Source organism: Bifidobacterium saguinibicoloris (assembly GCF_019331725.1).
Taxonomy (GTDB): domain Bacteria; phylum Actinomycetota; class Actinomycetes; order Actinomycetales; family Bifidobacteriaceae; genus Bifidobacterium; species Bifidobacterium saguinibicoloris.
This window is the reverse complement of sequence record NZ_JAHBBF010000019.1, coordinates 39001-46264: the sequence shown is the minus strand read 5'-3', so window position 1 is coordinate 46264 and position 7264 is coordinate 39001. Positions and strand designations below refer to the sequence as shown.

The following is a 7264-nucleotide window of genomic DNA, read 5'->3' as shown; positions in this document are numbered from 1 at the left end:
TCGGTTTGTATCTGATGTGGATCTTCAGCGAGCAGGCCGTCCCGACCGAACTGCTGGAGGCCGCGCGCGTGGATGGGGCGTCGGAGTTCCGCACGTTCTGGACGATCAGCTTGCCCTTGTTGGCGCCTGGCATCGTGACGACGGCGTTGTTCACGATCGTGGCGACGTGGAACAACTACTTCCTGCCGTTGATCATGTTGAAGGACGCGGACTGGTATCCGCTGACCATCGGCCTGAACCAGTGGAAGGACCAGGCCAGCACTGCCGGCGGCCAGGCGATCCAGAACCTGGTCATCACGGGGTCGCTGATCACGATCATCCCGTTGGTCATCGCGTTCCTGTGCCTGCAGAAGTACTGGCAGTCCGGCCTCGCCGCCGGCGCCGTCAAGGAATGACGGGCGCGCTTCGGCGGCCGCAGGGCACGACCGGGGCATGACCGGATGCATAAGCGAATACGGAGCGAAGGCCGGTCGATGGGCATGACGTCCATCGACCGGCCTTCCTCGTATCGGCCGAAAATCGCGGTGACGGGGCTGCCGTCGCGACATTCGGCCGCTGGATTATTCTCGGCGGCCGATATTCGCGTTAAGGCGTCCGCTTCCGCGGCAATCGGCCGCTTACCGGTGGTCAGCGGCCGAAAACCGCAGTGGGGACTCTATTCCCGCGGCAATCGGCCTCTGGCTCACTCTCAGCGGCGGATATTCGCGGTGATGAGGTTGTTGCCGCGATATTCGGCCTCTGACTGACGCTCGGCGGCCGAAAATCGCGGTGAGTACCCATTGATGCGATTATCGGCCTCTGGATGACTCTCGGCGGCCGATATTCGCGCTAAGGCGTACGTGCCCGCGATTTTCGGCCTCTGGCTCACTCCCAGTGGCCGAAAATCGCGGCACTGCCCTATCCGGTCACTCAATCACGAGATATAGGCGTGCGGGTCGGTGATCGGCTCATGATCATCGGGGATCTCGCGATGCGTGGAACCCTCGTAGGAGTCATCCCACCGCATGGAGGCGATGCCGCCGTCGATGCTGATCGGCAGCTGTACGATCGGCGAGTTGCCGAGGTCGTTCTTGTACCAACGGTCGCCGATGAACAGGAACCGTTCGCTGTGGAACGGGTCGTCGTCCAGCGGAATCACGATGTCCACCTGGGAATCGTAGGTTTGCGTGCCGGTCGGCGCGAAGGCGTGCCATTCGCTCCACGGGCCGTGCAGATCGGTGGCGGTGGAGTACATGTTGTCGTTGGTGAACCAGCCGGTCAGACGTGAACCGAACCAGTAGTACAGACCGTCTTTCTTGACGATGGTGGGCGATTCCAGACCGTACGGGTAGTCGGTGGCGCGTTCGCACGCCACGTCTTCCACAAGGGTGAGATAGTCGTCGGACAGGCGGTAGATGTGTGTGCCGTGGTCGCGGTCCTCGGAGATCACGTAGCCGGTGCCGTCCTCGTCTTGGAAGACGCCGATGTCGCGACTCAGGTAGCCGCGCCAGGTGATGGTGGTCTGGAAGGCGAAGGGGCCGAGCGGGTTGTCCGCCACGGCCACGCCGATGTGTGCGTAGCCGTAGTCGGGGCTTTCGGCGTGGATGAGCATCACGTACTGGCCGGTCTTCGGGCAGTGCAGCACCTTGGGACGTTCGCCGATGCGGTCCGCGGCCAGGGCGGAACCGTCCTCCTGCACGTCGAGCACGATGCCGTGCGCGTTCCACGTGGTGAAGTCCGTGGTGGTGTAGCAGTGGACGCCTTGGAACAGGTTGCCGTTCACTTTGTTCTCGCCGTAGGCGTACCAAAGGTCGCCGAATCGCTGAACACCGATGCCGTGCAGCTGGGCGACGTCGCCGTTGCTGTCGTGCGGCAGGAACGAGCCGTATCGAGTGGTCATGATGATGGTCCTTTCGTGGGAGAGGCAAGCGGTCGGCAACTCGGATGACATCCGGTGGCCAACTTGGCTGTAACCGCTTACAGAATATTCTATAACCTTCAGGGAATAGTCAGGTCGTCGTCGTTCGTCGTGTCTCCGACTGATGTTCCGTCAAGGTGCCTGGCGGCCGATAATCGCGGTGAGGTCTATCCTCCGCGGCATTCGGCCTCCGGGTGGTGCTTGGCGGCCGATAATCGCGATAAAGTCCTTATCTCTGCGGCTATCGGCCTCCAGATGACTTCCAGCGTCCGGAAATCGCGGTGGTGGGGTTGTTGTCGCGACTATAGGCCGCTGAGTGGTGCTGAGTGTCCGTTTGTCGCGATATCGGCTCTGTTTCCGCGGCTATCGGCCTCTGGGTGACTCTTAGCGGTCGATGTTCGCGGTGTGGTGTCCGTCTCTGCGATATTCGGCCTCTTGGTGGTGTTGGGCGTCCGTTTGTCGCGATATCGGCTCTGCTTCCGCGATTATCGGCCGTTGGCTAATGCTTGACGGCCGATTGCCGCGGTGGCGGGATTGCTGTCGCGACAATCGGCCTCCGGCTCACTCTGAGTGTCCGTTTGTCGCGGTGGCGGCTTTGTTCCCGCGACAAACGGCCCCGAGCCGTCCCGCTCCTCCGCCGAGCCGCTCCTCCACCGAACGCCGCTCCCCCATCTCAGGCGGACTGCCGCTCCACGATGGACGTTGGCAGCAGCTCCACATAGTACGATTCCACGTCCTCACCGCGCAGCATGCGCAGCAGCGTCTCCGACATGGCCCGTCCGTGGAGCTGCGAGTCCTGCCGCACGGTGGTGAGTTTCGGGTTGGAGAGCACGGCCAGCGGCGAATCGTCGAAGCCGGTGACGGCGATGTCCTCCGGCACGCGTTTGCCGAACCGGGTGAGCTGGTTGATGACGCCGATGGCGATGTTGTCGTTGGCGCAGACGAATCCGTCGATGTGGTCGAGCATCGGCTGGTATTCCACGGCGGCCATTTCGCCGCTGGTGATCTCCCAGTCATCGGCGTAGTAGACGCGGCGTTCGTCGTACCCGTCCCCGACGGCGTCCTTGAACCCGTCGAGTCGGTTGAGCGCGGACGGCGAGTAGCCGGGGCCGCAGATGTAGACGAGGTCGGAGCGCCCCTTGTCGAGGAGGTAGCGGGTGATGGCCCGTTGCCCTTCCCGGTTCTCGAAGTCGATGGCGGGGTACGGCAGGTCGCCGCGGTCGCTCACCTCGGATCGGACGACGGGCCGTGCGGTGGCGAGGAACGTCTTGGCGAGGCTGTCGTCCTCGCTCAGGGAGAACAGCAGGTAGCCGTCGGCGAAGTCGCTGTTGACGAGTTGTGCGATGCGTCTGGTGGATTCGCTGCTGTTGGCGATGAGGGTGACCATCTGGTATCCGGCGTCGCCGAGCACCTGGTTGGCGCCGACCATCGCCTCGGAGACGCTGGATTGGACCATGGTCTCGTTGGATTCGACCTGGATGATGAGGGCGACGGTGAGGGTGCGTTGTTGGGCGAGGGATCGCGCCGCGTTGTTCGGCGTGTATCTGGCTTGTTTGATGGCGGCGGCGATGCGTTTCGACGCGTCCCGGGAGACGTGTTCGCTGCCGTTGAGGTAGCGGGAGACCGTGCCGTATGAGACGCCGGCCAGTTTCGCCACGTCTCGGATCGTTGCCTTCTTCGGTGCCGTTGCCATGTATGCCATCGTATGCGATGCCGTCATGTTCGCCGTCCTCTTGCGTTTCCTCGGGGCGCTTCGTCGCGTCGGCGCCCGATGCCGTGCTGTCCGTCGGTCACGTTCCGTGTGACGCGTGCGCGTCCTCGTTGTCCGCCTTCGTGCCCTTCGGCGTGCGACACGCGGTTGTGACCGGTCACACACCAGTGTATAGTGTTTTCTGTAACCGGTCACAAGGTGTGTTGGCCGAAAGCCTCAAGGAAGAGAAAGGCAAGAGACATGAAGTTCTCGATGAAGAAGACGGTGGCGCTGGTCGGTGCCGCCGCGATGATCGCATCCATGGCCGCATGCGGATCGTCCACTGCGAGCAACGGCGATGCGAATGGTGACGTCACGCTGAACCTCTGGGCCTGGGAGCCCACGCTCAAGCCGGTCATCAAGGCGTTCGAGAAGAAGTACCCGAACATCAAGGTCGACTTCAACAACACCGGCAAGGCGGACACCACGGTCACCTCGCTGAACAACGCCATCCAGGCCGGCAGCGGCATCCCGGACGTCGTCCAGATCGAGTACATGTCCATCCCGCAGTACGTCATCGGCCAGGAGAACCTGCTCAACATCAAGGACAGGACCTCCGGCTACGACAAGTTCTACACCCCGGGCACCTGGAGCTCCGTGAACGTGGGCGACGGCGTCTACGCGCTGCCGATGGATTCCGGCCCGCAGGCCATGTTCTACAACAAGGCCACCTTCGACAAGGCCGGCATCACCGAGGCCCCGAAGACGTGGGACGAGTACTACCAGGACGCCAAGAAGATCCGCGCCCTCGGCGACAGCTACTACATCACCGCCGACACCGGCGACATCAAGGTCATGACCGCCTTCCTGTGGCAGGCCGGCGCCCAGCCGTACAAGACCGACGGCGAGAACGTCACCATCAACTTCAAGTCCGATCCGGAGGTCAAGACCGTCGCCGAGTTCTGGCAGAAGATGATCGACGAGGACCTCATCAACACGAAGGTCGCCACCTGGGCCGACGAGTGGAACCGCGGCATCGCCGACGGCACCATCGCCTCCATCTTCGAAGGCGCCTGGATGCCGGCCAACCTGGTCTCCAACTCCGCCGGCGCCAAGGGCAACATGCGCGTGGCCCTGCAGCCGAACTGGGACGCCTCCAAGCCGAACAACGGTGAGAACGGCGGTTCCGCGCTGGCCATCACCAAGGCCTCCAAGAACGCCGACGCCGCCTTCAAGTTCATCGACTTCGTCAACCACGACAAGGAAGGCATCAAGATCCGCACCGACGGCGGCGCCTTCCCGGCCGATCAGGAATCCCTGAAGTCCGACGAGTTCCTCAAGGGCTCCCAGGAGATCACCGACTACTTCGGCGGACAGGAATACAACAAGGTGCTCGCCGAGGCCGCCAGCCAGGTGACCAACAGCTTCGACTTCCTGCCGTTCTCCGGCCAGGCCAACACCACCTACGGCGACTACGTGGGCAAGGCCTACACCGACAAGTCCACCACGCTGATGAAGGGCCTCGCCGCCTTCCAGGACTCCCTGGTCAAGTACGGCAAGGATCAGGGCTTCACCGTCAAGGAGGGCTGATCCCCGCATGATGTCCGGTCCGGATGATCGGGCGTGGCGATCTCCTTCCCGCGCGTGACCATCCGGCCGGTTCTTCTCCCACGACAACGCAAGACTTCTTCCGCATCTCCTTCTCGGGCCGGGCTTCCGTTTGGAAGCCCGGCCCTCTCCTGTTGTATGGGGACGTGTGCGGAGGACGGTTGTCCGGAATCCGTTCGTGCGGGGCCGTCGACGCGACGGGACTCGTCCGTCGCGCCCTTTCGTGCGTCCTTCCGCTCGTCCGTCGCGCCCACGAGGCGATTCACATGGTGAATCGGATGGCGGCCCAGCTCACCGGCGGCAGGGACGCGGTCACGCGGGCGGCGTCGTCGACGGACGTCTCGAGCGGGCGCGGCGTGACGGCGTCGGGGTCGTCGGCCGTGTTGGTGCGGTAGATGTCGTCGTCGTGCAGCAGGTGCGCCGCGGTGACGACGACGCGGCCCGTCGCGTCGTCGTCGGACGTGCCGGACGTGCCGGACGTGCCGGACCCGTCGGACGTCGACGCAAGCGACGCAAGGTCGACGGCGACGTCGTGCGCGGCGTCGAGGTCGCGGTTCACGGCGAGGACGAGGCCCTCGCACGCGTCGGCGTCCCAGGTGACGACGGCGTCGACCGCCGGCACGTCGCCGTACGTTGCGGTATGGATGGACGGCCCGTCGATTGCGGGCGCGTAGGCGTCGCCGCGCGCGTGATGCGCGGCCTCGGCGAACGGCCAGAACGTGGTCTGACGCCACGCGGGACCGCCGTCCGGTTCGGCCACGATTGGCGCGATGACGTTGACGAGCTGGGCGCGGGAGGCGGAGCGCACGCGGTCGCAGTGCTTGAGGAGCGTGATCATCAGCGAGCCCTCGACCACCGCGTCGGCCGCGGTGTACACGTCCTCCAGCAGGTGCGGCGCCTTCGGCCACGGCTCGTGGTGCAGGCCCTCCGACGCGGCGGCCTTCCACGCGGCCTCCTGCTCGTTCCACTTGTCCGAATACCACACGCCCCACTCGTCGAACGAGAGCGCGATGTCGTGGTCGCCGTGGTTCGCCTCGCGCGCCTCGTCGGCGCAGGCGGCCACCGTGGCGATGAACGTGGTCATGTCCTCCGCGGAGGCGAGGAACTCGCGCATGCCCGCACGGTCGCGGGTCTTGTGGCCGTGGTCGAAGTAGTAGGCGTGCGCGGAGACGAAGCTCAGATACTCGTAGGCGCGCGTGAGCACGGTGCGCTCCCACGTGCCGAACGTGGGCATGTGCGCGCTGGAGGATCCGCATGCCACGAGTTCGAGGCCCGACTCGGCGAGCTTCATCGCGTGCGCGGTCTTCTCCACGGCCGTCGCGTACTCGTCCGCGGTCATGTGCCCCACCTGCCAGGGGCCGTCCATCTCGTTGCCGATGCACCACATGCGGATGTCCATCGGCTCGGGGATGCCGTTGGCGACGCGTTTGTCGGCCCACGTGGTGCCGGGGGCGCCGTTGACGTATTCGAGCTCGTCGAGCGCGGCCTTGAGGCCGCGGGTGCCCATGTTGACGGCGAGCATGATCTCCGTGCCGGCTTTTCGGCTCCAGCGGTGGAAGTCGTCGATGCCCATCTCGTTGGTCTCGGTCTGGTGCCAGGCGAGGTCGCGGCGCACGGGGCGCTGTTCGCGTGGGCCGGTGCCGTCCTCCCAGTCGTAGTTGGAGACGAAGTTGCCGCCCGGGTAGCGCACGCAGGTCACGCCGAGCTCCCTGACGAGGTCGAGCACGTCGGTGCGGAAGCCGTCCGTGTCCGCGCTCGGGTGGTCCGGCTCGTAGATGCCGCCGTACACGCAGCGGCCCAGGTGTTCGACGAACGAGCCGAACAGGCGCGGCGGCACGTCCGCCACGGGTGTGGTGGGGATGGTGACGATGGTGTCCGGTGCGGTGTGCGGGGTGGCGTGTGATGCGTGCATGGCTGACGACGTATGCGATGGTGCGTGCGGTGCGTCGGTGCGTGGCGCGTTGGATGGTGCGTGCGTGGTGGTCATGGCTGCTTCCTTGTCTTTCGATGACGGGTGCTGTGCCGGTTCCGAGCGTAGTTGCCGCCATCGGCGGTTTCCGGTGCGACAC

Annotated in this window: 5 protein-coding genes; 2 read left to right on the top strand and 3 right to left on the bottom strand. The window is 64.9% G+C overall.

Going from position 1 to position 7264, the window contains the following annotated elements; genetic code table 11:
• The coding region (locus KIH78_RS09660) for a carbohydrate ABC transporter permease (RefSeq protein WP_219130735.1) at positions 1-395 on the top strand (395 nt) is incomplete at its 5' end.
• A 518-nt stretch (positions 396-913) separates the two neighbouring features.
• Here KIH78_RS09660 and KIH78_RS09655 read toward each other — a convergent pair.
• The gene (locus KIH78_RS09655; RefSeq protein WP_219132181.1) at positions 914-1879 is read right to left on the bottom strand and encodes a family 43 glycosylhydrolase; all 966 of its coding nucleotides are present in this window, start codon (positions 1877-1879) and stop codon (positions 914-916) included.
• 691 nt (positions 1880-2570) lie between these two features.
• Positions 2571-3590: a LacI family DNA-binding transcriptional regulator gene (locus tag KIH78_RS09650; protein ID WP_219132180.1), complete on the bottom strand. Its 1020-nt coding sequence runs from the start codon at positions 3588-3590 to the stop codon at positions 2571-2573.
• A gap of 258 nt (positions 3591-3848) precedes the next feature.
• Between KIH78_RS09650 and KIH78_RS09645 the strand changes: the two genes are divergently transcribed.
• Complete coding sequence (locus tag KIH78_RS09645) at positions 3849-5177, top strand: ABC transporter substrate-binding protein (RefSeq protein WP_219132179.1); 1329 nt, start codon at positions 3849-3851, stop codon at positions 5175-5177.
• A gap of 280 nt (positions 5178-5457) precedes the next feature.
• On the opposite strand, the gene KIH78_RS09640 is transcribed toward KIH78_RS09645, so the two are convergent.
• Entirely contained in the window at positions 5458-7182 is a 1725-nt protein-coding gene (locus KIH78_RS09640; RefSeq protein WP_219132178.1) for an alpha-N-arabinofuranosidase, read from the bottom strand.
• Between the last annotated feature and the right edge of the window lie 82 nt (positions 7183-7264).